General features: G+C 72.0%; 22 protein-coding genes. 10 read left to right on the plus strand and 12 right to left on the minus strand.

The genetic code is table 11. The features are described from left to right. Positions 1 to 113 precede the first annotated feature (113 nt). From JOD65_RS02645 to JOD65_RS02655, 3 genes are read right to left on the minus strand one after another with little or no spacing between them, the layout of a single operon-like run. Positions 114 to 1,718: a carboxyl transferase domain-containing protein gene (locus JOD65_RS02645; protein WP_443678551.1), complete on the minus strand. Its 1,605-nt coding sequence runs from the start codon at positions 1,716 to 1,718 to the stop codon at positions 114 to 116. A gap of 43 nt (positions 1,719 to 1,761) precedes the next feature. After that, a complete protein-coding gene (locus JOD65_RS02650; protein WP_191193877.1) occupies positions 1,762 to 2,934 on the minus strand; it encodes a sensor histidine kinase in 1,173 nt (390 codons plus the stop codon). A gap of 48 nt (positions 2,935 to 2,982) precedes the next feature. Then, positions 2,983 to 3,678, minus strand: coding sequence for a response regulator transcription factor (locus tag JOD65_RS02655; RefSeq protein WP_191193876.1), 696 nt, complete (start codon positions 3,676 to 3,678; stop codon positions 2,983 to 2,985). A gap of 364 nt (positions 3,679 to 4,042) precedes the next feature. On the opposite strand from JOD65_RS02655, the gene JOD65_RS02660 reads away from it, so the two are divergent. Next, on the plus strand, positions 4,043 to 4,594 hold the full coding sequence (locus tag JOD65_RS02660; RefSeq protein WP_307820889.1) for an SACE_7040 family transcriptional regulator: 552 nt from the start codon (positions 4,043 to 4,045) through the stop codon (positions 4,592 to 4,594). Positions 4,595 to 4,621: 27 nt separating this feature from the next. Here JOD65_RS02660 and JOD65_RS02665 read toward each other — a convergent pair whose 3' ends face one another. Together JOD65_RS02665 and JOD65_RS02670 are read right to left on the minus strand one after the other, a co-directional pair. Then, entirely contained in the window at positions 4,622 to 5,341 is a 720-nt protein-coding gene (locus JOD65_RS02665; RefSeq protein WP_191193875.1) for an SWIM zinc finger family protein, read from the minus strand. Between the two features lie 64 nt (positions 5,342 to 5,405). Next, positions 5,406 to 8,099 carry a DEAD/DEAH box helicase gene (locus JOD65_RS02670; protein ID WP_191193874.1) on the minus strand — a complete coding sequence of 898 codons (2,694 nt, stop codon included), beginning with the start codon at positions 8,097 to 8,099 and terminating at the stop codon, positions 5,406 to 5,408. Between the two features lie 144 nt (positions 8,100 to 8,243). On the opposite strand from JOD65_RS02670, the gene JOD65_RS02675 reads away from it, so the two are divergent. The 5 genes from JOD65_RS02675 (at position 8,244) to JOD65_RS02695 (ending at position 14,345) form a co-directional block, all read left to right on the plus strand. Further along, on the plus strand, positions 8,244 to 9,659 hold the full coding sequence (locus JOD65_RS02675) for a hypothetical protein (RefSeq protein WP_191193873.1): 1,416 nt from the start codon (positions 8,244 to 8,246) through the stop codon (positions 9,657 to 9,659). A gap of 45 nt (positions 9,660 to 9,704) precedes the next feature. Next, positions 9,705 to 10,874, plus strand: coding sequence for a dipeptidase (locus JOD65_RS02680; RefSeq protein WP_191193872.1), 1,170 nt, complete (start codon positions 9,705 to 9,707; stop codon positions 10,872 to 10,874). A 193-nt stretch (positions 10,875 to 11,067) separates the two neighbouring features. Continuing rightward, positions 11,068 to 12,570 carry a DHA2 family efflux MFS transporter permease subunit gene (locus tag JOD65_RS02685; protein WP_191195385.1) on the plus strand — a complete coding sequence of 501 codons (1,503 nt, stop codon included), beginning with the start codon at positions 11,068 to 11,070 and terminating at the stop codon, positions 12,568 to 12,570. Between the two features lie 177 nt (positions 12,571 to 12,747). Continuing rightward, positions 12,748 to 13,116 (plus strand): YciI family protein, encoded by a 369-nt coding sequence (locus JOD65_RS02690; protein WP_191193871.1) that lies wholly within the window; start codon positions 12,748 to 12,750, stop codon positions 13,114 to 13,116. Further along, positions 13,113 to 14,345, plus strand: a complete 1,233-nt coding sequence (locus JOD65_RS02695; RefSeq protein ID WP_191193870.1) for an RNA polymerase sigma factor — start codon at positions 13,113 to 13,115, stop codon at positions 14,343 to 14,345. Before JOD65_RS02690 ends, JOD65_RS02695 begins: the two co-directional genes overlap by 4 nt. Before the next feature lie 112 nt (positions 14,346 to 14,457). On the opposite strand, the gene JOD65_RS02700 is transcribed toward JOD65_RS02695, so the two are convergent. Together JOD65_RS02700 and JOD65_RS02705 are read right to left on the minus strand one after the other, a co-directional pair. Next, a complete protein-coding gene (locus JOD65_RS02700; RefSeq protein WP_191193869.1) occupies positions 14,458 to 16,608 on the minus strand; it encodes a RecQ family ATP-dependent DNA helicase in 2,151 nt (716 codons plus the stop codon). 60 nt (positions 16,609 to 16,668) lie between these two features. Then, complete coding sequence (locus JOD65_RS02705; protein ID WP_191193868.1) at positions 16,669 to 16,872, minus strand: hypothetical protein; 204 nt, start codon at positions 16,870 to 16,872, stop codon at positions 16,669 to 16,671. 127 nt (positions 16,873 to 16,999) lie between these two features. Here JOD65_RS02705 and JOD65_RS02710 point away from each other — a divergent pair, with 127 nt between their 5' ends. The 4 genes from JOD65_RS02710 to JOD65_RS02725 all read left to right on the plus strand — a co-directional run bounded on the left by JOD65_RS02710 (position 17,000) and on the right by JOD65_RS02725 (position 20,691). Further along, positions 17,000 to 18,172, plus strand: a complete 1,173-nt coding sequence (locus JOD65_RS02710) for a sensor histidine kinase (protein ID WP_191193867.1) — start codon at positions 17,000 to 17,002, stop codon at positions 18,170 to 18,172. Continuing rightward, a complete protein-coding gene (locus tag JOD65_RS02715) occupies positions 18,169 to 18,819 on the plus strand; it encodes a response regulator (protein ID WP_191193866.1) in 651 nt (216 codons plus the stop codon). The genes JOD65_RS02710 and JOD65_RS02715 overlap by 4 nt, the downstream gene beginning before the upstream one ends. Positions 18,820 to 18,961: 142 nt before the next feature. Beyond that, on the plus strand, positions 18,962 to 19,888 hold the full coding sequence (locus tag JOD65_RS02720; protein WP_191193865.1) for an ABC transporter ATP-binding protein: 927 nt from the start codon (positions 18,962 to 18,964) through the stop codon (positions 19,886 to 19,888). Continuing rightward, the gene (locus tag JOD65_RS02725) at positions 19,885 to 20,691 is read left to right on the plus strand and encodes an ABC-2 transporter permease (RefSeq protein WP_191193864.1); all 807 of its coding nucleotides are present in this window, start codon (positions 19,885 to 19,887) and stop codon (positions 20,689 to 20,691) included. The genes JOD65_RS02720 and JOD65_RS02725 overlap by 4 nt, the downstream gene beginning before the upstream one ends. Before the next feature lie 55 nt (positions 20,692 to 20,746). Here the strand turns inward: JOD65_RS02725 and JOD65_RS02730 are convergent, their stop codons facing one another. The 5 genes from JOD65_RS02730 to JOD65_RS02750 all read right to left on the minus strand — a co-directional run bounded on the left by JOD65_RS02730 (position 20,747) and on the right by JOD65_RS02750 (position 26,189). Further along, positions 20,747 to 21,754, minus strand: a complete 1,008-nt coding sequence (locus JOD65_RS02730) for an SGNH/GDSL hydrolase family protein (RefSeq protein WP_191193863.1) — start codon at positions 21,752 to 21,754, stop codon at positions 20,747 to 20,749. A gap of 103 nt (positions 21,755 to 21,857) precedes the next feature. Beyond that, positions 21,858 to 22,658, minus strand: coding sequence for a 2-phosphosulfolactate phosphatase (locus tag JOD65_RS02735; RefSeq protein WP_307820891.1), 801 nt, complete (start codon positions 22,656 to 22,658; stop codon positions 21,858 to 21,860). Between the two features lie 50 nt (positions 22,659 to 22,708). Further along, positions 22,709 to 23,167, minus strand: a complete 459-nt coding sequence (locus tag JOD65_RS02740) for a universal stress protein (protein ID WP_191193861.1) — start codon at positions 23,165 to 23,167, stop codon at positions 22,709 to 22,711. Between the two features lie 70 nt (positions 23,168 to 23,237). Beyond that, the gene (locus tag JOD65_RS02745) at positions 23,238 to 25,181 is read right to left on the minus strand and encodes a M13 family metallopeptidase (RefSeq protein WP_307820892.1); all 1,944 of its coding nucleotides are present in this window, start codon (positions 25,179 to 25,181) and stop codon (positions 23,238 to 23,240) included. A gap of 30 nt (positions 25,182 to 25,211) precedes the next feature. Next, on the minus strand, positions 25,212 to 26,189 hold the full coding sequence (locus JOD65_RS02750) for an NADPH:quinone oxidoreductase family protein (protein ID WP_191193860.1): 978 nt from the start codon (positions 26,187 to 26,189) through the stop codon (positions 25,212 to 25,214). Positions 26,190 to 26,263 lie beyond the last annotated feature (74 nt).

Raw genomic sequence — 26,263 nt, forward strand, 5'->3', positions numbered from 1 at the left:
TTCCCATCAGGGGTTTCGACGCGCCCGTTGCGCCCTCGTGCCTCGGTCGCAGGGCTTGCTCGACCTGGTCGCGCCCACGCGACGCGCTCGTTCCTCGCTCGTCACTGCGCGCCTCACATCCTGAAGACGCCGTAGGAGGGCTCGGGCACTGGCACCGTGGAGGTCACCGAGAGCGCCATGCCGAGGATGCGGCGGGTGTCGGCGGGGTCGATCACACCGTCGTCCCAGAGCCGCGCGGTCGAGTAGTAGGGCGAGCCCTGGGACTCGTACTGGTCGCGGATGGGCGCCTTGAAGGCCTCCTCGTCCTCGGCCGACCACTCCTGGCCGGACTTCTCGAGGCCGTCGCGGCGCACGGTGGCGAGCACGCCGGCGGCCTGCTCGCCGCCCATCACCGAGATCCGCGCGTTGGGCCACATCCAGAGGAACCGCGGGTCGTAGGCGCGGCCGTTCATGCCGTAGTTGCCTGCGCCGAACGAGCCGCCGATGACCACGGTGAACTTCGGCACGACGCTGCACGCGACCGCGGTGACGAGCTTCGCGCCGTCGCGGGCGATGCCCTTGTTCTCGTACTCGCGACCGACCATGAAGCCGGTGATGTTCTGCAGGAACACCAGCGGGATCCTGCGCTGGTTGCACAGCTCGACGAAGTGCGCGCCCTTGAGGGCCGACTCGCTGAACAGGATGCCGTTGTTGGCCACGATCCCGACCTCGTGGCCGTGGATGCGGGCGAAACCGCACACCAGCGTGTCGCCGTAGAGCTTCTTGAACTCGTGGAAGCGGCTCCCGTCGACGATCCGCCGGATCACCTCGCGCACGTCGTACGGCGTGCGGGTGTCGGTGGGCACGACGTCGTAGAGCGACTCCGGCGGCTCGTGCGGCTCCTCCACCGACTCGTGGTCGATGCGCGAGGGCTCCGGCGGCGGGAGGGTGTCGATGATGCTGCGCAGGATCGCGAGCGCGTGGGCGTCGTCCTCCGCGAGGTGGTCGACCACCCCGGACGTGCGGGCGTGCACGTCGCCGCCGCCGAGGTCCTCGGCGCTGACGACCTCACCGGTCGCGGCCTTCACCAGCGGCGGGCCGCCGAGGAAGATCGTGCCCTGGTTGCGCACGATGACCGTCTCGTCCGACATCGCCGGCACGTAGGCGCCACCCGCGGTGCACGAGCCCATCACCGCGGCGAGCTGCGGCACACCCTGCGCGGACAGGTTGGCCTGGTTGAAGAAGATCCGGCCGAAGTGCTCGCGGTCGGGGAACACCTCGTCCTGCATCGGTAGAAACGCTCCGCCGGAGTCGACCAGCGCGATGCAGGGCAGCCTGCTCTCCGCGGCGACGGTCTGCGCCCGCAGGTGCTTCTTGACCGTCATCGGGTAGTAGGTGCCGCCCTTCACCGTCGCGTCGTTGGCGATCACCATGACCGGGCGGCCGTGGATCAGCCCGATGCCGGTGACGATGCTCGCCGACGGCACGGCGTGCTCGTCCTCCGCGTCGTTGCCGTACATGCCGTACGCCGCCAGCGGCGCGAGCTCGAGGAACGGGCTGCCCGGGTCGAGCAACCGGTCCACGCGGTCGCGGACCAGCAGCTTGCCGCGGTCGGTGTGCTTCTTCCGCGCGCTCTCCGACCCGCCCTGGCGGACCCGGGCCAGCCGGGAACGCAGGTCGTCGACGAGCTCGCGCATGGTGGGGGTCGCCCCTGCCGTCGGGGTCTGGTGCTCGGACACCCGGTCAGGTTAGCGATCGTTAACCTGTGGTGTCCATCGACGACTACGGCGCGAACTCCCCGCGCACGACCGTCCCGCGTCCCGGTCCGGTGTCGAGGGTGAGCCTGCCCCCGGCCGCGGCGACCCGCGCCTCCATCCCCAGGAGTCCTCCAGCGTCCACCGCGCCGCGGTCGAACCCGCGGCCGTCGTCACAGACCGTGAAGGACAGGTGCGGGCGGCCGCGCAGGGTGACGTGCACCTCGGCGGCCCCGGAGTGCTTGGCTGCGTTGGTCAGCGCCTCGAGGATGCAGAAGTACGCGGCGGCCTCGACCTGCGGGTCCGTCCGCTCGACGTCGGCGACGTCCAGGGTCACCGGCACCGCCGAGCGTCGGGCCGTCGACTGCAGGGCGGCGACGAGGCCGCGCTCGGTGAGCAGCGGCGGGTAGATGCCGCGGGCCAGCTCGCGCAGCTCGGTGACGATCTCGCGGTTGTCGGCGGCCAGCTGGTCGAGCAGGGCGGCCGCCGAGTCGTGCCGCCCGGCCCTCAGCTCCTTGCGGGCCCGCTCGATGGTCACGCTCGAGGCCAGCAGCCGCTGCTGCGCCCCGTCGTGCAGGTCGCGCTCCAGGCTCCGCCGGGCGGCGTCGGCCACCTCCACGACCCGGCGCCGTGACTCGACGAGCTCGTCCGACTGGCCCTGGAGGCGGGCGTAGGCGCTGCGCACCAGGAGCACCACGACCGCCACCCCGGCAGGCAGGGACGCGGCGATCACCACGGCGTTGATCCACCACTCCTCGCTGACCGCCTCCGTGCGGCGCCACTCGGCGAGGGCGGCCACACCCGCGCTGCCGGCCACCGCGACGACACTGAGCACCTGGATCCACCGCCGCCCCAGGTAGGCGAAGCCCACCAGCAGCGGCACCATCGTCAGCAGCGCCGTCAGCGGGCTGAGGTTGGGCGTGGCCCAGGTGCCACCGACGGCGAAGATGAGCGCGGACAGCGTGAGACCGACGATCGCCGCCGGCGCGCCGTAGCGCCGGCACAGCGGCGGCGTGACGAGCATCAGCACGATCGACACGGCCATCACGCCGAGGTCGATCTCGACCGAGGTGTGCCGGAAGCCGAGGAGGTACGCCGATGCGAGCAGCAGCGTGGCGGTGGTCAGCGCGATCAGGTTGATCCGCATCAACCAGCGCAGCGCAGGGTCCAGGCTGTCCCAGCCCGCCAGGATCCCCCTCACCGGGCGGTGCTCATCGCGTCGTCCATCCGCCCCCGCCTCGTCGGCCCGTCATCGGAGGGGTGAGACGCCGCCACCGACACCGGCCTCGCTGAGGAACACCAGCGTGGCCGCGACCCGGCGGTGCACCGGTGCGTCGGAGGGCAGGTCGAGCTTGGTCAGGATCGAGTTGATGTGCTTCTCGACGGCGCGGTCGGTGACGACGAGCTCGCCCGCGATCGCGGCGTTCGTCATCCCCCGCGCGACCATGCCCAGCACCTCGAGCTCGCGCGGGGTCAGCCGGTCGAGCACCGAGTCGTGGCGGCGGGTGCCGGTCGCGACGAGCGCGTCGACGACGATCTGGTCGATGACCGAGCCACCGGCGGCGACCGTGCGCAGGGCGGCCACCAGCTCGTCGACGTCGGCCACCCGCTCCTTGAGGAGGTAGCCGCGGCCGTCGCTGCCCTCACGCACCAGGTCCAGGGCGTACTCCACGTCGGAGTACTGCGTCAGCGCCACGACCCCGATCCCGGGGTGGGTGTGCCGCAGCTCGCCGGCTGCCCGGATGCCCTCGTCGGTGAAGTCGGGAGGCATCCGGATGTCGGTCAGCACCACGTCGGGGCGGTGCTCCCCGACTGCGGCGAGCAGCTCCGGCAGGTTCGTCGCCGTCGCCACGACCTCGATGTCGTCGTAGCCGTCGAGCAGCGCCATCACGCCCGCCCGGAGCAGGTCGCCGTCCTCGGCGAGGACGACGCGGATGCGGGACATGCGCGCACTGTAACCACGGCCCGGCCGGGTGTCGGTAGGGCTGGCACCACCCGACGCGTGGCGGCGTACACCTTTCGCCCATGAATCCGTGGTCGCGACACGCCCTGACGACGGTTCCTTTGCTGGATGGTGGTGCTGGCACCACTCACTCCAAAGGGTGTAGCGCCTACGATCTACGATGAAAGTCGGGTGCACGGATCGGGGGATCAGTGGGCCGCTGCCGGGGTGCGGCCCACTGCAGCACCAGACGTACGGGGAGGCACGAATGATTCCGCTGGCAGTCTCGGAGGCGCCCGAGCGCCTCATGCCACTCCCCGGACCACGGTCTCCGTGGGGCGGGTTAGCAGGCACTAACCTCGGCGTCGTGACTCCCCGCCGCCAGCAGATCCTCGACATCGCGGCCGACCTCTTCGCCTCGCGGGGGTTCCACGGCGTGTCGGTCGCCGAGCTCGGCGCGGCCTGCGGCGTCTCCGGCCCCGCGCTCTACAAGCACTTCCAGTCCAAGGACGCGATGCTCGCCGAGATGCTCGTGACCATCAGCGAGACGCTCCTGTCCGAGGGACGCTCCCGGGTCGCGACCGCCGGCGACCCGCGCGAGGCGCTCGAGGCGCTCGTCGAGTGGCACATCGAGTTCGCCCTCGAGCACCGCGCGCTGATCGTGGTCCAGGACCGCGACTGGAGCAGCCTGCCCGACGAGGCACGCGAGCGGGTCCGCGCCCTGCAGCGCGCCTACGTCGACGAGTGGGCCGCGCAGATCCGCCGCCACGACGCCACCCTCAGCCCGGAGGCCTCGCGCACCCGCGCCCACGTGCTGTTCGGCCTGCTCAACTCCACGCCGCACAGCGGCCGGCTGCCCGACCCGCAGATGCACGACGTGCTGCGCGACATGGCCCACGGAGCCCTCGGGCTCTCCTGAGCCGCGCCCGCCCGCGTGCCGCGCCGGTCACCAGGCGTCGAACGGGCTCTCCAGACGCAGGAGCCGGGCCGCGCGGACGGCGGCGTCCTCGGCGACGACCAGGTCGTCGACGTCGTCTGGCCCGCCGGGGGTCGAGTCTCCCGGAGACTCACGGTCCGGGGGCGCCCCGACCCCGGGCTGCCGGACCAGCCGGTGGAGGTCGCGCAGCACCCGCTCGCGCGCGAGACCGCGCAGGTGGATCAGGACGAACGGATCGACCTGGATGAGCCAGGCCAGCTGGGTGAGCACCGCGAGCGCGTGCGGGCACGGGTCGAGCCAGGCGTCGCACGAGCAGGCCGAGCCCAGCTCGCCCCCGTAGGGCAGCAGCTCGACGCCGGCCTCCTCCACCGCCTCGACGAAGGAGTGGGGCAGCTGACCGGCGAGCAGCGCGCCGATCCGCCCCGACTCGGCCGCGACCAGCTCGACGAACGCCGCGACGTCGGCCGCGTCGAGCACCGGCACGGTGACCTGGACGGTGAAGGCGTCCTGACCGTCGCTCACCGCCGCGACCGCACCGCCCTCGCTGACCGTGATCGCGCCGACCGCTCCTGCCCGGGCGAGCCTCCGGCCGACGCGGAGGTCCTTCTCGCCGAAGGCGGCCTCCTCCACAGCCCGGAGCACTGCCTTGCTCCACCAGGTGCCGGCCCCGCCGCCCCGGCGTGCAGGGAGCCGTGGGTGGGTGGTCGCCGTTGTCTCGGGGGTGCTCATTCGGGCTCCCCGCGGCGTTGTCCGGCGGAGCGGAGCGGGGGAGGAGAACGTCGTGGGGTGATGATCATCGCCGCAGCTCCACGAGGTCGCGGAGCTCGGCGTCGGACAGCTCGGTGAGCGCCGTCTCGCCGCGCGACAGCACGGAGTCGGCCAGCGAGCGCTTGCGGGCGAGCAGCTCGGCGATCTTCTCCTCGATCGTCCCCTGGGTGATGAAGCGGTGGACCTGCACCGGCCGGGTCTGGCCGATCCGGTAGGCCCGGTCGGTCGCCTGGTCCTCGACGGCGGGGTTCCACCAGCGGTCGAGGTGGATCACGTGGTCGGCGCGGGTGAGGTTGAGCCCGGTGCCGCCGGCCTTGAGCGAGAGCAGGAAGACCGGGGTCTCGCCCGCCTGGAAGCGGGCGACCATCGCGTCGCGCTCGCGCACTGGGGTGCCGCCGTGCAGGAACTGGTGCGGGACCCCCGCGGCGGCGAGGTGGCGCTCGAGGAGCCGGGCCATGGCGACGTACTGGGTGAAGACGAGCACGGCGCCGTCCTCGGCCATGACCGTGCCGACGAGCTCGTCGAGCAGCTCGATCTTCTCCGAGCGGCCGCGGAGCTTGGGGTTGGGCTGGCGGAGGAAGTGGGCGGGGTGGTTGCAGATCTGCTTGAGGCCGGTGAGCAGCTTGAGCACCAGACCGCGGCGGGTCTCCTCGTCGGCCTCCTCGATGCGGCGCATCGACTCGCGCACGAGCGTCTCGTAGAGGACGACCTGCTCGCGGGTCAGGCCGAGCAGGTGGTCGGTCTCGGTCTTGGGCGGCAGCTCGGGAGCGACCCCGGGGTCGGACTTGCGGCGCCGCAGCAGGAACGGGCCGATGAGGTCGGCGAACTGCCGGGCCTTGGTGGGCTCGAGGCCCGACTCGATGGGGCCGGCCCACACCTTGCGGAAGGCGTTGCGACTCCCGAGCAGACCGGGGACGGCCCAGTCGAGGATCGACCAGAGCTCGGTGAGGTCGTTCTCCACCGGGGTGCCGGTCAGCGCGACGCGCGCGGTGCTCGGGATGGTGCGCAGCGCCCGGGCGGCGGCCGAGCGTGAGTTCTTGATGTGCTGCGCCTCGTCGGCGACGACCAGGTCCCACGAGACCTCGCCGAGGAGGGCGGCGTCGTTGCGCATCGTGCCGTAGGTCGTGAGCACGAAGCCGCCGGTGACGCCGTCGAGGTCACGCGCGCTGCCGTGGTGACGGCGTACGGCGACGCCCGGCGCGAAGCGACGGATCTCGGCCTCCCAGTTGCCGAGCAGCGAGGCCGGGCAGACGACCAGGGTGGGGCCGCCACCGCGGTGCAGGTGCAGCGCGATCAGCGTGATCGTCTTGCCGAGACCCATGTCGTCGGCCAGGCACGCGCCGAGGCCGAGGCCGGTGAGCTCGGCCAGCCAGGACAGCCCGCGGCGCTGGTAGTCGCGGAGCTCGGCCTGCAACGCGGCCGGGACCTCGACGAGCTCACCCGACGCGGCCTCGCGCACGCGGTCGCGCACCGTGAGGAGGCTCGCCCCGACGACCGCCTCGTAGGGGGAGTCCTCGATGTCGACGACACCGGTGAGCGTCGCTGCCAGCGCCTGGACCGGGGTGACGGTGCGGATCAGTCGCTTGCGGGCGCGCTTGATCACCGCGGAGTCGACCGCGACCCAGTTGTCGCGCAGCTTGATGATCGGGCTGGTGGTGCGGGCCAGCTCGTCCATCTCGTCGTCGCTCAGCTCCTCGCCGTGCAACGAGAGCTGCCACTCGAAGCCGAAGAGCGCCTGCGGCCCGAAGAGGCCGTCCTGCAGGGGCTCCTCGCGGGTGCCGGAGGGCGATCGTCGGCCCAGCTCGACCCGCTGGGTGACGTCGCGGTCGAGGTACTTCGGCCACATGACCGGATGGCCCGCCTCGGTCAGCGCCGCGGCGCCGCCGTCGAGGAGCGAGAGGATCTCGTCGGAGTCGAGGGTGATCTCGTCGGGGACCCGCAGGTCGAGCAGCCGGTCGAGGACCGGCCAGGCGTCGGCCGCGGAGCGCAGGGCGATGGCGGCGTGGGTGCGGGCCCGTTCGCCGAAGCCGTGGGCGGCCTCCGGTCCGGACTCGGCCCACAGCTCGGAGGCGTCGGCGAGGTGGGCGGGGTTGTCGACGGCGTGGACCTGCAGCACCAGGCGTACGTCGCCGACGACCAGCTCCTCCTCGTCGGCCTCGACGCGGAACGAGATGGACACCAGGTGCGGGCGGTCGTCGCGCCCCCGCGCGCGGATGCGGGCGATCCGCTGCTGCAGCTGGTCGCTGAACGCGTCGGGGCTGCGCGGCTCCGACGGCGGGGGGACGACGGGCGTCGGGCCGCGGTGGCGCGAACGCCCCGGGGTGGTGCGGGGCATGGTGTCGACCACCGCGTCGAGCAGGCCACGGACCATGCCCTCGGCGGTCGCCTCGTCGAAGCCGTCCCAGGCCCGGGAGGCCGCCAGCTCGGCGATGCGGCGCTCGTCTGCGGCGTCGAGGCCTGCGACCTGCCAGTGCCGCCCCTCGGGGTCGGGGGCGAAGCGGCCCGAGGCGACCAGCTGGAGGCCCATCAGCGCCGCCCCGGCGAGCAGCGCGACCGAGGGATGCACGTCGGTCTGGTCGCGGACCTTGCCGAGGACCGGCAGCGCGCCGCGGATCGGCATCACGATCGTGCGGCGCTCGTCGGTGAACTCGACCGAGCCCTCCCGGGGCGGCTCCCCCACCAGCAACCTGGCGGGCCCGGTGACCGGGACAAAGCTCATGCAGCCACCTTTCGCACAACGGGCAACAGGGACGGTAACGCGTGGCACCGACACGGAGTTCCCTCGTTCGGCCCACGAGGTCGCTGAACCCTTGTTAGCCTGCGCCGCGCTGCGACGCGTGTCGCACGGAACCACGGGGGATTCGTGAAGAAGCTGCTCTGCCATGCCCTGCTCCTGACGGCACTGGTCCTCTCGGGCCTCTCGGTCGCACCACCCGCGTCCGCCGCCCCGGGTCCGCGACCGGACGTCTTCACCGCAGCACGACAGAACGTCACGTCACCGACCACCGCCTCGGGCAACGTCCTCGCCAACGACGACGGCAGCGGCCTGGTGCTCGACGACGTACGCGTGACCCAGTCCGCCATCGCCAACACCTGCTTCCAGGTCCCGGTCCTGCTGGTGCCCGCACCGGAGGTGGTGTGGAACGCTGACGGCCAGGTCTCGGTGACCTTCGCCGACCAGTGGCCGAGCGGGCTCCCGTCCGCCTGCGTCGGACGCATCGTGCGCATCGACTACGTCGTCCGCGACGATGCCGGACAGCGAGCCACGGGCAGCGCGGTCCTCGTGGAGGACATGCCGTCGGGAGGCCACACCAATCCCGACCTCGTCGCCACGAAGGACTCCGTCCTCGTGCGAACCCGGGGCCAGGTCCGGGTCGAGGCGATGGCCAACGACCGCTACCCCGCCGGCACGCGGATCGTGGCGGCCGGCCAGGTGCCGGGCCAGACCCAGCTGACGGTCTCGATCGACGGAGCGGCCCTCCTCCTCGACAGCTCGCCGATGACCTCGACGGGGACCGCGAGCGCGGGCTACCTGCTGCGCACCCCGGCCGGCGAGCTCGCCTACGGCGGGGTGGAGCTGCGCTACGAGCCGCCCGCGCCGATGCTGTGGGACCCCAGCAGCATCCTGAACCTGTGCTCCATCTGCACCCAACCGATCCGATCCGAGGTGCGCAACCGCTTCCGGATGACGGGCATCCGTGTGGTGCCCGGCACGACGCGACAGGTTCCCCTGCCCGGGGAGAGCGGCGCCAAGCCGGCGCTCACGCAGGCCGATGCCTCGGTGTCGTGGAACGGCGACAACCTCGTCCAGCCGAGCGTCCGGGTGCCGCAGCCGGACCTGGTCAACGGACCCGTGTCCTGCCCCGACGGCGACGTGGAGCAGGTCGTGATGGTGGACGTGGACATCGAGTCCGTCGACGGCTCCTACGAGCCACGCACCTACCGGGTCCCCTACGACGTCATCAGCAACCACGAATGGGTCTGCCTGACCAGCCCTCCCCGGACGCGGCTGGCCCCCCTGACGAGCCCGGAGGCGTCCGGCCGCACCCTCGTCGGGCGCACCGTGCGGGTCAGGCCCGGGACCTGGTCGGTGGCCACCACCCCGTCGTACCAGTGGTTCGTCGGGAAGCCTCGCGTCCGCGGTGCCAAGGGCGCCGAGAGGTCGCTCCGGCTCACGCGGGCGATGCGGGGCCAGCGCGTGTCGGTAAAGGTCACGGTGAGGGCCCGTGGCTTCTCGCCCTACGTCGACACCTTCAAGCTCAAGGGTCGGGTCCGCTGATCCGGCATCGGCGACGGGCGGTCGCGACGGCATAGTCTCGGTGCGATGGACGTCCACGAGCTGCTCGCTGCGCACCCGGTCATCGACGGCCACAACGACCTGCTGTGGGAGGCGCGCGCGCAGGTGGCGTACGACTTCTCCCGGCTCGACGTGGGCGCAGGCGGGACCCCGACCCACACCGACCTCCCGCGGATGCGGGCGGGTGGGATGGGCGCGCAGTTCTGGTCGGTCTACGTCCCGACGCGTCTCACCGGCGACGCGGCCGTCAGCGCGACGCTCGAGCAGGTCGACGCCGCGCGGATGATGACCAGCCGGTACTACGACGACCTCGCCTGGGCGACCACCGCCGACGAGATCGAGGACGCCTGGGCGACCGACCGGATCGCATCGCTGATGGGCGCCGAGGGCGGGCACTCGATCAACAGCTCACTCGGCACCCTTCGCCAGATGTACGAGCTGGGCGTGCGATACCTGACGCTGACCCACAACGCGAACACCCCGTGGGCGGACTCCGCGACGGACGCGCCGGTGGCGGGCGGGCTCACGGCCTTCGGACGCGAGGTGGTCCGCGAGATGAACCGGATCGGGATGATGGTCGACCTCTCCCACGTCTCGGCCGACACGATGCGCGCGGCGCTGGAGGTCGCGGAGGCGCCGGTGATCTTCAGCCACAGCTCGGCGCGTGCGGTCACCGACAGTCCCCGCAACGCCCCCGACGACGTGCTCGAGACGATGGCGCGCGGCGGCGGCGTGTGCATGGTGACCTTCGTGCCGAAGTTCGTGAACGCGGCCTGTGCCGACCACCACCGCGAGCTGGTGACGGCCGCGGCAGCAGACGGCGTACCCGAGTCGGACGGCCTGCGGTTCGCGGCGTTCGAGGACCGCTGGCTTGAGGACCACCCCCAGCCCACCGCGACGCTGGCCGACGTGGTGGCCCACGTCGAGCACGTGCGCGAGGTGGCCGGCGTCGACCACGTCGGTCTCGGCGGCGACTACGACGGGGTCGAGACCCTGCCCGACGGGCTGGAGGACGTGTCGGCGTACCCCGCCCTGCTCTCCGCGCTCGCCGACCGCGGCTGGTCGGGCGACGACCTGGGTCGGCTCACCTGCCGCAACACCCTGCGCGTGATGCGCGAGGTCGAGTCCGTGGCCCTCGACCTGCAGGCCGAGCGCGAGCCGAGCACCGCCCGGATCGAGGACCTCGACGGGGCATGACCTCCGTCCGGCGGGCGCAGTCTGGCACGCGACCGTTTCGTCTGTTCGCGCTTCGCGGAGTGATCCATCACACCGCAAAAACGATTGGGTCGTTGTCGGAGGCAACCAATAGCCTTGTGCGGTGACCGACACCCAGATCCAGCCCGGCGCCACGCAGCCGGAGCACTCCGACAAGCTCGACAAGGGCGTCCTGATGGTGGCCGGCGTGGTCGTCCTGGGGGCGATCATGTCGATCCTCGACATCACCGTCGTCTCCGTCGCCCTCAACACCTTCCAGGAAGAGTTCAACGCCACGGCCGCCGAGGTCGCCTGGACGATGACCGCCTACACGCTCGCCCTGGCCAGCGTGATCCCGCTGACCGGCTGGGCCGCGGACCGCTTCGGCACGAAGCGCCTCTACCTCCTCGCGGTCGCGCTCTTCACCGCCGGCTCCGTGCTCTGCGCGGCGGCGACCTCGCTCGAGATGCTGGTCCTCTTCCGGGTCCTGCAGGGTCTCGGCGGCGGCATGCTGATGCCGCTCGGCATGACGATCCTGACCCGGGCCGCCGGTCCCGAGCGGGTCGGTCGCGTGATGGCCGTGCTCGGCATCCCGATGCTCCTCGGCCCGATCTTCGGCCCCATCCTCGGTGGCGCGCTGATCGAGAGCGCCTCGTGGCACTGGATCTTCCTGATCAACCTGCCCATCGGCATCGCCGCGATCGTCTACGCCTGGATCGTGCTGCCCAAGGACGACGTCGAGCCGTCGGAGACCTTCGACTGGCTGGGCATGCTGCTGCTCTCCCCGGGTCTCGCCGCGTTCCTCTTCGGCGTGAGCTCCATCCCCGAGGAGGGCACCGCGATGGCCCCCAAGGTGCTGGTCCCGATGGTCCTGGGTGCCGTCCTGATCGCCGCGTTCGTGCCCTGGGCGCTGGCCAAGCGCAACATCCACCCGCTCGTGGAGCTGCGCCTGTTCCAGAACCGCAACCTGACGGTCGCGATCATCGCGATGACGCTCTTCGCGATCGCGTTCTTCGGCGCCTCGCTGCTGTTCCCGCTCTACTTCATCCAGGTGCGCGGCGAGGGCACGCTCGCCACCGGCTGGCTGCTCGCCCCGCAGGGCGTCGGCGCGATGATCACGATGCCGATCGCCGGCATCCTGGCCGACAAGATCGGCCCCGGCAAGATCGTCCTCGTCGGCATCACGGTGATCACCGTCGGCATGGCGATGTTCACCCAGATCGGCGCCGACACGTCCTACGTCTACATCCTGGGCGCGCTCTTCATCATGGGTCTCGGCATGGGCGGCACGATGATGCCGATCATGACCGCCGCGCTCGCGACGCTGACCGCGCACAACGTGGCCCGCGGCTCGACGCTGCTCAACATCACCCAGCAGGTGGCGGCCTCCATCGGCACCGCGCTCTTCTCGGTGATCCTGACCAACGAGCTCAAGGACTCCCGGTTCGTCTCCGCCGGTGCCGCGCTCGCCGAGGCGGGCGCGGACCAGGGTGCCGTGGCCGCGGTCCTCGAGAGGTTCGGCATGTCGCAGGAGCAGCTCGCCAACATCGAGGCGCTGATCACCAGCGACATGGCCGACGCGTTCGCGACGGTCTTCATCGTCGCCACGGTCCTGGTCGCCTGCTGCCTCATCCCGGCCGCCTTCCTGCCGCGCAAGAAGGTCGCCCCGGTCGACCCGACCGCGATGATGGGTCACTGACCCGACGCCGTACGTCTCCGCGGCCCGTCCTCCTGCTCGGAGGGCGGGCCGCTGTCGTGCTCACCGGGTCAGAATGGTCTCGAGAAAGTTCGTGCAGGCTGTCGATCTCCCGGGGTCGGCGGCGACGAGGTGGTGACCGAGCCCCGAGAGGCGGGGCCGAGACAGAGAGGCACGACCATGAAGTACGTCCTGATGTACACCTCCCGCCCCGACCTGGCCGGGGAGACCGACCCCGAGGCCGCGCATGCGATCTACAAGCGGGTCTACGAGTGGTTCGGCGAGAACGCCGGCGTGATGGCCGACTCCGGCGCCGAGCTGCTCGGCGTCGAGACCGCCACCACCGTCAAGCACGACGCTGACGGCGCGGTCGTCGTCGACGGCCCGTTCAACGAGGCCAAGGAGGTCATCGGTGGGTTCAGCGTCATCGACGTGGCCGACATGGACGCCGCGATCGCGGTGGTGAAGAGCTGGCCGATGCTCGACCTGCCGGGCGTGGCGGTGGAGATCCGGCCGATGGTCGAGGACTACTCCCACATGGAGGGATGACGAGCCGGCGGCCGACCACCACGGACGACCTCCTCGCGCGGACCCTGCGCGAGGAGGCCGGCCCGCTGGTGGCCCGGCTCTCACGCCGGTTCGGCGACTTCGACCTGGCCGAGGAGTCGGTGCAGGGAGCGGTCGTCGAGGCACTGACGTCGTGGCGTCGCGACGGTCCCCCGCAGCGACCCGGCGCCTGGCTCCAGGTCGCGGCGACCCGCAACGCGATGGACGGCATGCGGCACCGCGACCGCCAGCGGGCGCTCGCCGCGCGGGCGGACGTACCGACCACCGACGAGGCCGGCGAGGGGACCGACGACCGGCTCGCGCTGCTCTTCGCCTGCTGCCACCCCGCGCTCGCTCCCGACGCCCGGCTGGCGCTCACCCTGCGTGCGGTCGTCGGCCTCACCACCCCGCAGATCGCGCGCGCGTTCCTCGTCCACGAGTCGACCCTCGCCCAGCGCATCGTCCGCGCGAAGCGGAAGATCGTCTCTGCGGGCATCGCCCTGACCGTCCCGCCGCAGGCGGACCTCACGTCCCGGCTCACCGACGTGCTGGCGGTCGTCTACGTCATGTTCAACGAGGGCTTCGTCTCGTCGACCGGTCCGGCACAGGACCGGGACCTTGCCGCCGACGCGGTCTGGCTAGCCGACGTCATCGCCACGTCGCTGCCCGACGAGGCTGAGGCGTGGGGCCTCGCCGCCCTGCTCACCATCCAGCACGCCCGCGGCCGCGCGCGGTTCGCTGACGGTGACCTGGTGCTGCTCCGCGACCAGGACCGGGACCTGTGGGACCACGACGCCATCGCCGCGGGCGAGCGGCTCATCGAGCGCGCCGCCTCGCTCCGCCAGCCCGGGCGCTACCAACTCCAGGCCGCGATCGCCGCGGTGCACGCGACCGCCGCCAGCTGGGCCGAGACCGACTGGCTCCAGATCTCCCTGCTCTACGAGGAGCTCTCTCGCCACGACCCGTCCCCGGTCGTACGCCTCAACCACGTCGTCGCGCACGCCCAGGTCGTCGGCCCCGTCGACGCCCTCGCCCGCCTCGAGACGCTCGCCGAGCCGCTCGCGGAGTACCACCTCTTCCACGCCACCCGCGCCGAGCTCCTCACGTCCGTCGGGCGCGACGACGAGGCTGCGGCGGCCAACCGGCGTGCTCTCGAGCTGACGGCGAACGATGCCGAGCGCCGGCTGCTGACCACGCGCCTCCACCGCCGACCGCTGTCGGACGGCAGCTAGCCGGGTCGCGCCGCCGCTTGCGTCATACGAACCGGGACCCATGGGTGCGGGTTCGTATGACGTGGGCGGCGACAGCCGGAGGCTGTGATCGCTGCCCCGCGGGGGGGCCGGCTCAACCCTGGGCGGCGAGGGCGAGGGGCAGCACGGCGGACGCGCCGGCCGCGCGGATCGCGGTCGCGGCGACGGTGAGGGTCCAGCCGGTCGCGACCTGGTCGTCGACGAGCAGGACGGTCGCCCCGGCGGGGACGTCGGCGTCGAGGCCACCGCGACGACGTACGGCGGCGACGCGCTGCGCGGAGTTGGACTGGCCGGCGCGCGGCGGGACGGAGGCGTCGCGGATCGCCCAGGTGCCGACGACCGGGACCTGCATCACGCGCGACAGTCCGTCGGCCAGGTCGCGCACCAGGGTGGGGCGGGTGGCCGACTCGACGACGACGATGACGTCGGGACGCGAGGTCCACTCCGGCGACCAGTCCTTCATCACGTCCATGACGGCCTGCGCGAGGCCCGGCGGCACGGGCCCGTCGGGGGTGTCCTCGCGGAACAGCGCGCGCAGTGCCTGGCCGTGGCCGAGGTCGGTGAGGCGGGCGACCGTCCGGCCGGGCTCGGCGCCGGCGGAGATCTTGCCCTTGAGGTCGAGACCGAGGTTGGACAGCGCCGTCGGCCACATGCGTCGCGGCTCGAGCACCACGCCGGGGCGGGACAGACGCTGACCTGCCTCGGCGACGGCCGCCTCGCTGACCGACGCCGAGATGGTCAGCCCGCCGCAGTTGTCGCAGCGGCCGCAGTCGGTCGCCTCGGGGTCGTCGAGCTGCTCGCGGAGGTAGCGCATCCGGCACTCGGTGGTGCGCAGGTATCCGAGCATCGCCTGCTGCTCGCGCTCGCGCGCCTCGGCGACGCGGGCGTAGCGCTCGGCGTCGTAGGACCAGGGGCGCCCGGTCGCGACCCAGCCGCCCTGCACCCGCTGCACGGCGCCGTCGACGTCGAGGACCTTGAGCATCGACTCGAGCCGGTTGCGCCCGAGCTCGACACGGGTCTCCAGGGTCGCGGTCGACAGCGCACGGTCCGACTCGGCGAGGGCGGCCAGGGTCTCGCGCACCTGCTCCTCGCGAGGGAAGCCGAGCGAGGCGAAGTAGGCCCAGATGTCGCGGTCCTCGATCTGGGGCAGCAGCACCACCGTGGCCTCGTCGGTGCCGCGGCCGGCACGACCGACCTGCTGGTAGTAGGCCACGGGCGACGCCGGCGCCCCGAGGTTGATGACGAAACCGAGGCTGGCGTCGAAGCCCATGCCGAGGGCGCTCGTGGCGATCAGCGCCTTCACCCGGCCGTCGACGAGCGCCTGCTCCAGGGCGTGCCGCTCGTCGGCCTCGGTCTGGCCGGAGTAGGCGGCGACCTCGAGGCCACGGTCGCGGAGGTAGCCGGCGACCTCCTGGGTGGCGGCGACGGTGAGGCAGTAGACGATGCCCGACCCTGGCTGCTCGGCGAGGTGGTCGGCCAGCCAGGCGAGCCGCTGCTCGGGGGTCTTCATCTGGACGACGCCCAGCCGGAGCGACTCGCGGTCGAGGGTGCCGCGCTGCACGAGCACGGCCGCGTCGCTCGTGCCGTCGGCGTGCACCCCCAGCTGCTCGGCGACGTCGTCGGTCACCCGGGCGTTGGCGGTGGCGGTGGTCGCGAGGACCGGGATGCCCGACGGCAGCTCGGCGAGCAGCGTGCGGAGCCGCCGGTAGTCGGGACGGAAGTCGTGGCCCCAGTCGGAGATGCAGTGGGCCTCGTCGACGACGAGCAGGCCGCAGGTCGCTGCCAGCCGCGGGAGCACCTCGTCGCGGAAGCCGGGGTTGTTGAGCCGCTCGGGGCTCACCAGCAGCACGTCGACCTCACCGGCGTGGATCTGGTCGTGGATCGGCTGCCACTGGTCGATGTTGGTGGAGTTGATCGTCACCGCCCGGATGCCGGCCCGCTCGGCCGCGGCGATCTGGTTGCGCATCAGCGCGAGCAGCGGGCTGACGATCACCGTCGGGCCGGCGCCGGCCTCGCGCAGCAGCTTGGTGGCCACGAAGTAGACGGCCGACTTGCCCCACCCGGTGCGCTGCACGACCAGGGCGCGCCGGTGGTCGACGGCCAGCGCCTCGATGGCCGCCCACTGGTCCTCGCGAAGTCGCGCGTCGTCGCGCCCGACCAGCGCACGCAGGTGCCGTTCCGCGGCCTCCCGGGCGGAGAGGCGTACGTCGTCGGTGGCGACGGGGGCGGCCGGGGTGGTGGTCATGGGTCCTGTCTACCAACACACCCCGACATGCCCACCGTCCCGGTGCGGCGTGCGACGTGGTCAGGGCGAGCCCGGCCACCTCGGGCGACACTGCTCGGTCACCCGGCGCAGCTGCTCCCACGACATCGGCGCGGTCTGGCTGAAGTCTCCCGCCCAGTAGCCGTTGTGGCGACGGCGGATCGTCGGCATGTTGCTCCCCTGCTCGAACTCGATGTCCATCTCCGGCTCCTGGTGGTCGTTGTTGTCGTTGCCTGTCGATGCCACGACGCTAGGCCGCGAGGGGGTCCTGGCGCGTCGTCGGAACGGCCGGTCTGCCCGAGCACCTCACGACGACGCCACGTCCTACCTTGTGTGGACGCAACCGCGTCCGGCGTCGTCGTACCGTGTCGAGGTGAGCCGAGCGCGGGCCTTCCTCGCCAGGCATGGTCTCGACCTCCTGGTCGTCGCCACCGCGGTCGTGACCGCAGTGGGAACCCTGCTGCGTGACGACCTGGAGAACCCGGACGGGCCGCTGTTCGTGCTCGAGCTGCTCGGCATCACGTCGTCGGTGCTGGTCCTGCTGGCTCGGCGACGCTTTCCCTTCGCCGCGCCGGCCACGACGTGGCTGGTGTGCGCCGCCCTCTCGTTCGTGGACCCGCAGCTGATCGTCAACGGTGCCGGCATCCTCGTCGCCGGGATGGGAGCCGCCGTGCTGCTGGGCACCGTCCGCAACGCGTCGCTCTCCCGCCTCGGTCTGGTGATCGCCCTGGCGAGCTCGTTGACGGTGGTGCGCAACGGGCCGAGCTCCACGACCGACGACATGATCTCGGTCCCGGTGATGTTCGCCCTCGGCTGGCTGGTCGGGTGGTCCCTGCGGGAGCGCACGGAGCGGACCGAGGCGGCGGAGGAGCGCGCACGGATCGCCGAGCTCGAGCGGGAGGCCGCGGCCCGGGTGGCGGTGGCCGAGGAGCGCGGCCGGATCGCCCGGGAGCTGCACGACGTCGTGGCCCACGCGGTGAGCGTGATCGTGCTGCAGGTCGGTGCCGTCAGGCACCGGATGCCGGAGGACGCGGCTGCGGACCGCGAGGCCCTGCGCAACGTCGAGGAGGCAGGACGCACGGCGCTCACCGAGATGAGGCGCCTGCTGGCCGCGATGCGCGACGACGAGGACGCCCCGGAGCTGGCGCCGACACCCGGTCTCGACGACCTCGACCGCCTCGTCCGCGACGTCCGCGCCGCGGGGCTCGACGTCAGGGTCGAGGTCCGTGGGACACCCGTCGCCCTCCCGCGCGGCCTGGACCTCTCGGCCTACCGCATCGTGCAGGAGGCGCTCACCAACAGCCTGAGGCACTCCGGGGCCGCACGCGCCGAGGTGGTCGTGGCGTACGCGCCCTCGGAGCTGAGCCTGCAGGTGCACGACCTCGGCGGCAACGGTGCCCGCCCGACGGTGGGCGCGAGCGGCGGGCACGGCCTGGTCGGCATCCGCGAGCGGGTCAAGCTCTTCGAGGGCGACCTCGATGCCGGACCCGCACCGGGCGGCGGCTTCCTGGTGCGGGCGCGCCTGCCCCTGGGAGGTGGCACATGACCATCCGCGTCCTCGTCGTCGACGACCAGAGCATGGTGCGCGCGGGCTTCCACCTGCTCCTCGCCGACGAGCCTGACATCGCGGTGGTGGCCGAGGCCAGCAACGGCCGCGACGCCGTCGCGCAGGCGGCACGCTTCCGACCCGACGTCATCCTGATGGACATCCGGATGCCGGAGATGGACGGCCTCGAGGCCACCCGGCGCATCCTGGCCACCGACACCGCGGCCCGCGTCCTCGTCCTCACGACGTTCGACCTCGACGACTACGTCTTCGAGGCGCTTCGCGCGGGAGCGAGTGGCTTCGTCCTCAAGGACGACCCGCCCGAGCAGCTCCTCGCAGCGGTGCGCACGATCGCAGCGGGTGAAGCACTCCTGTCGCCTACCGTGACCCGCCGTGTGATCCGGCGCTTCGCGACCGTACGACGCCAGTCCCCGCCCACAGCGGTCGAGGACCTCACCCCCCGGGAGCTGGAGGTCTTCCGGCTGATCACCCGCGGTCTCTCCAACGCCGAGATCGGCGCGGAGCTGTTCATCAGCGACACGACCGTCAAGACCCACGTCACCCGGCTGCTGCAGAAGCTCGACCTCCGCGACCGGGCGCAGGCGATCGTCCTCGCCTACCAGACGGGCCTCTTCGACGACGCGTGAGCGCCGGGCTCCTACCTCCGGAGGACCCCGCCTGCGCCACGCGTCGTAGGTGCGTCACGACCTCGCGACGACGCACGTCGGAGCCGTCGTACCTAGCGTCGAGGTGTCCCCAAGAAGCGTCCCGAGATCACGGAGGAACCCCATGATCACCATCGACTCACTCACCAAGAAGTACGGCCGCACCACCGTGGTGGACGGCGTCAGCTTCGTCGCCCGACCCGGCCGGGTCACCGGCTTCCTGGGCCCCAACGGCGCCGGCAAGTCCACCACGATGCGCATGGTCGTGGGCCTGACGAAGCCCACCTCGGGCTCCTCGACGGTCGCCGGCCGCCCGTTCGCAGAGCTGTCCAACCCGGGCCGGGAGATCGGCGTGATGCTCGACGCGTCGGCCCAGCACGCCGGTCGGACCGGCCGCGAGATCCTCACGATCGTCCAGCAGATGCTGGGCCTCCCCGCCCGGCGGGTGGAGGAGATGCTCGACCTGGTCAGCCTCACTCCCGCCGAGGCCGATCGCCGCGTCGGCAACTACTCCCTCGGCATGCGTCAGCGGCTCGGGATCGCGACCGCACTCATCGGCAACCCCGGTGTGCTGATGCTCGACGAACCGGCCAACGGGCTCGATCCCGCCGGCATCCGCTGGATGCGCGACCTGCTCCGCGACTTCGCCGACCGGGGCGGGACGGTGCTGCTGTCCTCGCACCTGCTCCGCGAGGTCGAGGTCATCGCCGACGACATCGTGATGATCGGGCACGGTCGGGTCGTGTGCGAGGGCACCAAGGCCGACCTCGTCCGGTCCCTCGGGACCGTCGTCCGCGCCGACGACACAGCGGCCCTGCGCCGGGCCCTGCACGCGTCCGGCGTCGACACGGACGTCAGCGACGAGGGCACCGTCACCACGACCGCGGAGCCGGCCCACGTCGGCCACGTCGCCTTCAGGGCGGGCGTCGCGCTCACCGAGCTCCGCACCGCCGACGGCGGTCTCGAGGACATGTTCCTCGAGCTGACCGCCGACACCCAACGAGAAGTCACCCCGTCCAGGAAGAACCGCCGAGAGAGGAAAGCGGCATGAGCACCATGGCCCCACCGACGTACCACCCTGTCCACGAGCAGCACGAGGACCAGCCGGGCATCCCGCTGGCACGCGTCGTCCGCGTCGAGCTGCGCAAGATGTTCGACACGCGTTCCGGGTTCTGGCTCATCGCCAGCCTGGTGATCCTGGGCGTCGTCGCCACGATCGGGACGATCCTCTTCGCACCCGACGACCAGCTCACCCACAACACGTTCGCTGCGGCGATCGGCTTCCCGATGACGATCGTGCTCCCCATCATCGCCATCCTCGCGATCACCGGAGAGTGGAGCCAGCGCACCGGACTCACCACGTTCACCCTCGTCCCGAACCGCGGGCGGGTGCTCCTGGCCAAGACCGTCGCGTCCGTGGTCGTGGGCATCGCGTCGATGCTCGTCGCCCTCGTCGTGGGTGTCGTCGGCAACCTGGTCGGGACCGCCATCACCGGGACCGACCTGGTGTGGGACCTCTCGGCCGCCCAGTTCGGCACCATCGTCATCGGCAGCCTGCTGTGCCTGCTGACCGGCACGATGCTGGGCATGGTCATCCGGAGCTCGCCCGGGGCCCTGGTCACCTACTTCGTGCTGACACTGGTCCTCCCGACGCTCTTCGGGATCCTGGCCACCAGCCAGCCGGACTTCGTGGACATCCGCCCCTGGGTCGACGCCGAGCTCGCCCGGTCGTTCCTCTTCGAGGGCCCGCCGCAGGGTGAGCAGTGGGCCCAGGTCGCTGTCACTGCAGCCCTGTGGTTGGTCCTGCCGGCCCTCCTCGGGCTGCGAGCGGTGCTCCGCTCGGAGGTGAAGTAGTCCCACCCGCATCCGGTGACCCGTCGCTCCTCGAGCGACGGGTCACCGGATCGTGTCAGCGGTTGCTGCGGGCGATGAAGCGGTCGATGTCGACGCCGGTCTTGCGCGCGGCCCGGCGGGCCGCCGGGGTGGTGAGGTCGGGGGCGACGAAGGTCTCCTGCTCGATCGTGCGGTCGGCGTCGACGTACTGCTGCTGGAGCGCGGCCTGCTCACCGGCGCTCGCGGACGAGGCGGCGACGACGTCTGCGGTGACCGCCACGGTGGCGCCGGTCAGCAGCGGGCTCACGGTCGGCGTGTAGCCGCCCGCGTGCCCGGTGGCCTTGGGGTGGTAGCTCTCGCTGATCGGGTTGGAGAGGCCGTTGATCCACTCGTCGGAGTCGCAGACGGCGTGGCCGACGAAACGGCTGGTGGGGTTGGCGAAGGAGAAGCCGGCGCCCGACGCCGCGGTGGCCAGACGCGAGTTGAGCAGGTCGGCGGTCTGGTTGAGGCGCGACTCCTCGGCCGGGGAGAACCAGGTGAAGGCGTTGCAGTCCTCGCCGTTGAAGATGCGCGGGTAGCCGACGACGACCACCTTGGCGTACGGCGCGCGGCTGCGGATGCCGGAGTAGAGCGTGGCGAGCCGGGAGGGCAGGGTGGCGTTGATGAAGGACTGGGCGGTGTTGATCGCGCCGTCGCAGTTGCTCATCCAGCCCGGCTGCGCGCACTCGGTCAGCACGTCGGCGAACCCGGCGTCGTTGCCGCCGACAGAGATCGACACGTAGGTGGTCGCCGAGGTCAGCGCGGACAGCTGGGTGTTGGTCACGTCGGCGACGGTCGCGCCGGAGCAGGCGCGGAAGTTGAGCGCGTAGCCGCGGGCCGCGGCGATCAGGCTGGGGTAGGCCGAGGTCGAGCGCTGGCAGCTGGTGCCGTCCGCGATGTAGGAGCGGGTGCCGGTGCCCGAGGCGTAGGAGTCGCCGAGGGCGACGTAGGCCGGGGCGGCGGCCTGGGCCGGCTGAAGCAGCAACGGGGTGAGCAGGCCGGCGAGTGCCGTGCCGAGCACGGCGAGGCGGGACGAGCGATTCATCTGATCGGTCCTGTCGAGAAGGGGCCACCCGAGTGTGGCCTCGATCACAGTAGGGACCAGTCGGACCGCTCCACCAGACCGATCGGTCAGTCTTTGCCGGCGGTCAGTCGCCGACGCGCCGCAGCCGGGCGCCGGCCGGCGGCAGCGAGGTGGCGTCGCGGAACGACTCCCCCACCAGCACCGGCACGACCTCGCTGACGTCGCACTGCGCCGCGATCTCCACGTCGGCCACGAAGCCGGCCTCGGTCAGCTCGCGGCCGCCGGCACAGTGGAGCAGGTCGTGGGGCAGCACCGCCGCGTGCCAGGCGGCGACCGCCATCCGCGCCTCGGGGCTGGCCCCGGCCTCGGCCTCGGCGTCGAGCGCGGCGAGGACCGCCCCGGCTCCCCAGAGGTCCTCGACGGCCGGCCGGAGGGTGTCGTCGTGCCACCGCTCCCCCGCGGGTACGACGACCACGCTGGCGCCGTCGGCGACCCGCGGCCCCAGCCACCGGGCGACCGCGCCGGCGTTGCGCAGGCACGCCCCGACGACCTGGGCGCCGGACTCGGCGAGAGCGAAGGCGATGGTCGAGCCGTTGGGCGAGGGCAGCACGAGTCGCTCGACACCGTCGACCTCCGCGAGGCTGGCGGGCGAGAGGGAGACGTGGCGCGCGTCGCCGCGAGAGAGCGCCTCGAACCGGCCGACCGCGAGCGTCGCGCCGTGGCGCATGGCGTGCTCGGCCGCGCGGGAGTCCTTCCAGCGGAACGGGAACACCTCGATGCCGCGCTCGAGCGCGACGCAGAGCGTCGTCGTGAACGACAGGACGTCGACCACGACGGCGAAGTCCGCCGGCACCGCCTCGGCACCGGTCGGCCCCCACTCCATGCGGAGCCGGTAGGTCGACTGGTCGTGTCCGGGCAGCGTCACGCGAGCCATTCAACAACCCCGGCGGGGCGCCCGCGCAACACCGTGGCCGGTCAGTCCGGGATGTTGGGCACCACGAGCACCGGGACGGGCGAGTGGCGCACGATCTGGGTGGCCGTCGAGCCGAAGCGCAGGCCCCGGAAGCCGCCGGCGCCACGGGTGCCGACGACCAGCATCTCGGCGTGGGCCGCCGCCGTGATCAGGCACTCCGTGGCCTGTCCCCGGAGTGCGTAGAGCTGGACCTCGACGTCGTCGCCCAGACCGGCCGAGGCGCAGTCGGCCTTGAGGTCGGCGATGACCGCCTGCTCGAACTCCGCGAACGGTGGGACGTAGCCGCCCACCATCGAGTCGGGTCGCGGCGCGGTCGCGAGGTTCCACACGCGGATGACGTGGAGCGTCACCCCGAGGCGCCTGGCGAGGTCACCCGCGCGACGTACGACGGCACCGGCCGCCCGCGAGCCGTCGTGCCCGACGACGATCCCCCCGGTGATGTCGGCTTCTATCCTGACCATGCTCCATCGTAGGAAGCGGGCGGGCCGAGCGACAGGGGTCGAAGGTCCCGATCGCCCGACTCCGCCGCGGTCACCAGATCCGGACGCGACCCTCGGGCTCGAGCCACAGTCCGTCGCCCGGCTGCGTCTCGAAGACCTCGTGGAACTCGTCGAGGTTGCGCACGATGTTGGCGCGGAACTCGGCGGGGCTGTGCGGGTCGATGGTGAGGTACTGGAGCTCCTGCTCCTTGCGGCGCTTGGTGCGCCAGACGTGGCTCCAGTTGAGGAACAGCGTGCGTCGGTCGTCGATCGAGGCCTCGCCGCCCTGGCTGATGACGTACGCCTTGTGCGCGATGGTCAGCCCGCCGAGGTCGCCGATGTTCTCGCCGACCGTGAGGCTGCCGTTGACGTGCTCGCCCGGCAGGTTGCGCGGCTCGAAGGCGTCGTACTGCGCGATCAGCGCCTGCGACTTGCCCTCGAAGGCGGCCTTGTCGTCGGCGGTCCACCAGTCCTGGAGGTTGCCGTCGCCGTCGTACTGGGCGCCCTGGTCGTCGAAGCCGTGGCCGAGCTCGTGGCCGATGACCGCGCCGATGCCGCCGTAGTTCTCGGCGTCCTCGGCGTCGGGGCTGAAGAACGGGGGCTGGAGGATGGCGGCCGGGAAGCAGATCTCGTTGGTGCCCGGGTGGTAGTAGGCGTTGACGGTCTGCGGGAGCATCAGCCACTCGTCGCGGTCGACCGGCTGGCCGACCTTCTCGAGCTGGCGGTCGGTCTCGAAGGCCGAGGCCGACGCGACGTTGCCCATCAGGTCGTCGGCGGAGACGGTCAGCGAGGAGTAGTCGCGGAACTCCGTCGGGTAGCCGATCTTGGGGTAGAAGCGGTCGAGCTTGTCGTACGCCTTCTGCTTGGTGTCGTCGCCCATCCAGTCGAGGGCCTCGATCGAGCGCCGGTAGGCCGTGACGAGGTTGGCGACGAGCTCGTCCATCATCTGCTTGGACGTCGGCGGGAAGTGCCGCTCGACGTAGACCTTGCCGACGGCCTCGCCGATGGCGCCCTCGACGAAGTCGACGCCGCGCTTCCAGCGGGCCCGCAGCTCCGGGGTGCCGTTGAGGGTGCGGCCGTAGAAGTCGAAGTTGGCCTCGACGAACGCGTCGGGCAGGTAGGGCGCGGAGCTCCGCACGACGCGGACGTGCAGGATCTCGCGCCAGGTCTCGATCGGCGTCTCCTCCAGCACCGTCGACAGGTGGGAGAAGAAGTCGGGCTGCATGACGATCGAGCGCCGCAGCGTCTCCTCGGTGCCGCCGAGGCCGGTGACGTAGGTGATCCAGTCGAAGGCCGGGCAGAGCTCGCGCAGCTCCTCGAGGCTCCGGTGGTTGGTCGTCTTCTGGACGTCGCGGGTCTCGGCGGCCTCCCAGTGGCCCTCGGCCAGCCGGGACTCGTACGCCAGCACGCGCGCGGCCGCGCCCGCCGGGTCGTCGTGCTCGCTGAGGGTGAGCAGCGTCGTCAGGTAGGCGAGGTACTTCTCGCGGATCTCGGCGAACTTGTCCTCGCGGTAGTAGGACTCGTCGGGCAGGCCGAGGCCGCCCTGCGCGAGGTAGACGATGTTCTTCGACGCGTCGCCGCGGTCGGGGGTGATGTAGGAGCCGAACAGCCCGGGGCCGCCGATGCGCTCGAACATGCCGAGGAACGCTGCCAGCTCGGTCAGGTCGGTGACGCTGTGGGCGCGGTCGAGCAGGCCCTGCACCGGGCCGAGGCCCTTGGCCTGGATGGTGTCGGTGTCCATGAAGGACGCGTAGAGGTCACCGATCTTGCGCTCGTCCTCGTCGAGGTCGCCGGCCGGACGGTCGGCGAGCTCGGTGATGATGTCGCGCACCTGCTGCTCGGCGGCGTCGGCGAGGGCGATGAAGGCGCCCCAGCTCGACTTGTCGGACGGGATCTCCGTCTCGTCGAGCCAGCGGCCGTTGACGTGGCCGAAGAGGTCGTCCTGCGGTCGGATGTCCGGGTTCATGCCGTCGCGCGCGGCGTCGAGGATCGTCACGCGCTCGACCCTAACGCCGTGGTCCCAGCGTCAGCGCACGTGTACGACCGACTTGCCGAGCGTGCGTCGCTCGTCCATGTCGACCAGCGCCTGCGCGAAGCCGGCCAGGTCGTACGTCGCACCGACCGGCGGCTTCACCACGCCCGCCTCGATCATCGGGACGAGTCGGTGCCACTGCTTCTGCATGTAGCCGGGCCGGGTCATGGCGTACGCCCCCCAGCCGACGCCGCGGACGTCGGTGTTGCCCAGCAGCAGCCGGTTGACCTTGACCTCCGGGATGCCCTGCCCGGAGGCGAAGCCGACGACCAGGATCCGGCCCTGCTCGGCGAGGCAGCGCAGGGAGTCGGTGAAGGCGTCGCCGCCCACCACATCGAGGACGACGTCCACCCCGCGGCCGCCGGTGAGCTCCTTGACGGCGTCCTTGAAGTCGGGTCCGACCACGGCCTCGTCCGCCCCGGCGGCCCGTGCGAACGCCGCCTTCTCCTCGGTGCTGACCACCGCGATCGTCCGCGCGCCGAGGCCCTTGGCGACCTGCAGGGTGGCGGTGCCGACCCCGCCGGCGGCGCCGTGGACGAGGACGGTCTCGCCCTCGCGCAGGCCCCCGCGCTCCTCGAGCGCGAAGAGCGCGGTGAGGTAGTTCATCGGCAGCGCCGCCCCCTCGTCGTACGACATCGCGTCAGGCAGCGCGAAGGTGAAGATCGCCGGGTTGGCGACCTGCTCGGCCGCCCCGCCGTTGAGGTTCACCCCGGCCACCCGCTGGCCGACGGTGAACGCGCTCGACTCCGGCGCGCCCGGGTCGAGGACGACGCCGGCGAAGTCGACGCCGAGCGTGAAGGGCGGCTCGGGCCGGAACTGGTACTCGCCACGGCTCAGCAGCAGGTCGGGGAAGGCGACACCGACGCTGTGCACCTCGACCAGGACGTCGTTGTGGCCCTGGGTGGGCGGGTCGACCTCGCGCACCTCGACGTCGGACGGACCGGTGAGCGTGACGACCTGGACTGCCTTCATGGCCCGACCCTAGCCATCGCTGGAGTCACCGGATATCCGGTGACCTCCCCGCTTGTCACACCAGATCTCGGCCG

It is taken from the genome of Nocardioides cavernae (assembly GCF_016907475.1).
In the GTDB taxonomy this organism is placed as follows: Bacteria; Actinomycetota; Actinomycetes; order Propionibacteriales; family Nocardioidaceae; genus Nocardioides; species Nocardioides cavernae.